Origin of the sequence: Actinophytocola sp. (assembly GCF_035942955.1) — a bacterium.
Lineage (GTDB): Bacteria > Actinomycetota > Actinomycetes > Mycobacteriales > Pseudonocardiaceae > DASYTH01.
The window spans coordinates 1-1,831 of the sequence record NZ_DASZCQ010000259.1 but is presented as its reverse complement, the minus strand read 5'-3'; the positions used below and the strand labels follow the sequence as shown (position 1 = coordinate 1,831).

Here is a 1,831-nt window from a genome sequence, read left to right as displayed (position 1 = left end):
CTGCAGCCGCTCGAACAGCGGCAGGGCCGCCAGCTCCTCGGCCCGGGAGGCCTTCGACGACGACACCGTGGCGCCCTCGAACAGCTCCATCAGCTTCTGCAGCGGGTCGTAGCCGTCCCGCCGCCGGTCGTAGACCAGGTCGAGGGCGACCATGCGTTGCTCGTCGGGGATGCGCGACATGGGCAGGATCTTGGACGCGTGCACGATCGCGGTGTCCAGCCCGGCCTGCACGCACTCGTGCAGGAAGACCGAGTTGAGCACCTGCCTGGCGGCCGGGTTCAGTCCAAAAGAGACATTCGAGATGCCCAGCGTGGTCTGGACTTCCGGGTAGCGCTTCTTCAGCCGCCGGATCGCCTCGATGGTCTCGATGGCGTCCCGGCGGACCTCCTCCTGGCCGGTGGAGATCGGGAAGGTGAGCGTGTCGACGATGATGTCGGACACCCGCATGCCCCAGTTGGTGGTGAGGTCCTCGATGATCCGGGTGGCCACCCGGACCTTCCAGTCGGCGGTGCGTGCCTGGCCCTCCTCGTCGATGCACATCACCACGACCGCCGCGCCGTGCTCGCGGACCAGCTCCATCGTGCGCTGGAACCGGGAGCCCGGACCGGAGCCGTCCTCGTAGTTCACCGAGTTGACCACGCAGCGGCCGCCGAGCCGCTCAAGGCCGGCCCGGATCACGTCGGGCTCGGTGGAGTCGAGCATGATCGGCAGGGTGGACGCGGTGGCGAACCGCCCGGCCAGCTCGGCCATGTCCGCGGCCCCGTCCCGGCCGACGTAGTCGACGCACAGGTCGAGCACGTGGGCGCCGTCGCGGGTCTGCGCCCTGGCGATCTCCACGCAGTCCTCGTACCGGCCGGCGAGCATGGCCTCGCGGAAAGCCTTGGAGCCGTTGGCGTTGGTCCGCTCCCCGATCATCAGCACGGACGCGTCCTGGGCGAACGGAACCGCTTGGTACAGCGAGGAGACGCCCGGTTCGGAGCGCGGCCGGCGGCGCGCCGGGGTGACCTGCCCGACGGCCTCGATGACCGCGCGGACGTGCTCGGCGGTGGTGCCGCAGCAGCCGCCGACGAGCCGCACGCCGAACTCACGCACGAAGATGGCAAGGGCCTCGGCCAGCTCGTCCGGGCTCAGCGGGTACACCGCGCCCTCCGGCCGCAGCTCGGGCAGGCCGGCGTTGGGCATCACCGACAGCGGGATCCGGGCGTGCTTGGACAGGGTCCGCAGGTGCTCGCTCATCTCCGCAGGGCCGGTGGAGCAGTTCAGCCCGATCAGGTCGATCCCCAGCGGCTCGAGGGCGGCCAGCGCCGCACCGATCTCGGAGCCAAGCAACATGGTTCCGGTGGTCTCCACGGCCACCTGGGCGATCAGCGGCACCGGCCGGCCCTCGGCGGCCATCGCCCGCTTGGCGCCGATGATCGCGGACTTGGCCTGCAGGATGTCCTGCGCGGTCTCCACGATCACCGCGTCCACCCCGCCGGCCAGCAGGCCGCGGACCTCCTGCTCGTATGCGTCTCGCAATGCAACGAACTTCGTGTGGCCCAGGGTGGGCAGCTTGGTGCCCGGGCCCACCGAGCCAAGCACGAACCGCGGCCGGTCCGGCGTGCTGAACTCGTCGGCCACCTCACGGGCCAGCCGGGCGCCGGCCTCGGACAGCTCGAAGATCCGCCCGGCGATGTCGTACTCGGACAGGTTGGCCAGGTTCGCGCCGAACGTGTTGGTCTCCACGGCATCCGAGCCCGCCTCGAAGTACCCGCGGTGCACCGCGCGCACCACGTCCGGCCGGGTGACGTTGAGAATCTCGTTGCAGCCCTCGAGCCCGGCGAAGTCGTCC

The 1,831-nt window shown here is 70.8% G+C and carries 1 protein-coding gene; it reads right to left on the bottom strand.

The annotated features are described in order from the left end of the window. On the bottom strand, positions 1–1,831 hold a 1,831-nt coding region (locus VGX25_RS26360; protein WP_326920599.1), incomplete at both ends, for a homocysteine S-methyltransferase family protein.